The following is a 1,090-nucleotide window of genomic DNA, read 5'->3' as shown; positions in this document are numbered from 1 at the left end:
GGCGGTCTCAAGTTCCAAGCGCAACGCTATTGAAGGGTGCTCGGACCGCCGACGGATTTCTTGAGCACCTCGGCGTAGACTTCCAGTGGGGTTCGCCAGTCCAGTGTCTGGCGAGGCCGTGTGTTCAGTGAGTCGGCGATCTCGTCGAGCTCTTCTTGGCTGTAGACGGAGAGATCCGTGCCCTTTGGCAAATACTGCCGCAACAGCCCGTTAGTGTTCTCGTTCGAACCTCGCTGCCAAGGGCTATGCGGGTCAGCGAAGTAGATCGCCGTGCCGGTCTTCTGGGTGATCTCGGCATGTTTCACCATCTCTCTGCCTTGATCGTAGGTCATGGACAAGCGCAGAGATCGCGGCACCTCGTTTAGCTTGTCGCTGAAGCCAACGGCCGCTGCGGTGGCGGTGGTGCCATCCACTTTCGCCAGAATCACCAATCGCGTGGTGCGTTCCACCAGCGTACCGACGGCAGAGCGATTGTTGGCACCGATGATGAGATCGCCTTCCCAGTGGCCAGGCATCAAACGATCTTCGACCTCAGGCGGTCGCGCGTGAATGCTAACCAGACCGGGAATCTGGTTGCGCCGATCCGTGCCACGACTTCGTGGCCGGCGTTTGCCGTTGCCTTGTCGCAGGCAGGCGATAAGTTCCTTTTTGAGGCTGCCGCGGGGCATCACATAGAGCGCGTTGTAGATGGCCTCATGCGAGACCTGTCGACGTGAATCGTTGGGAGACATGCGCTTCAGTGTGCGGGCTATCTGTTGCGGTGACCAGTACTTGCGCAGCAGATGGACCACGACTTCAAACAACTCCCTGTCGGGGTGCAGCTTGGGACGCCGACGGGGCCGATGGCGTGTCAGGCGGGCCCGGTAGCCTGCGAGGCTGGCATCGTAGCCATTGATGGAGTGGCGAGCAATTTCTCGCGACACGGTACTCGGTGCACGGCCCAGATGATGGGCGATAGCTCGGATCGAGTGAGTCGCTCTCATCATCATGATGGCGGCTCGGTCTTCAGCAGAAAGATGGCGATAGCAGTGGTTCATGGCAACACCGTACCTGATGGGTCACGTGTTGCACTTGGTCATTGAGACCGCCG

1 protein-coding gene is annotated in these 1,090 nt (G+C 59.6%); it reads right to left on the bottom strand.

The window, feature by feature from the left end:
* Positions 1–26: 26 nt before the first annotated feature.
* Entirely contained in the window at positions 27–1,037 is a 1,011-nt protein-coding gene (locus tag R2R70_RS18815) for an IS30 family transposase (RefSeq protein WP_153635464.1), read from the bottom strand.
* Positions 1,038–1,090: the final 53 nt, after the last annotated feature.

Source organism: Cobetia sp. SIMBA_158 (genome assembly GCF_046566945.1).
GTDB classification, from domain to species: domain Bacteria; phylum Pseudomonadota; class Gammaproteobacteria; order Pseudomonadales; family Halomonadaceae; genus Cobetia; species Cobetia amphilecti.
The sequence above is the reverse complement of the archived record's forward strand: the minus strand, read 5'-3'. Positions and strand labels throughout refer to the sequence as shown.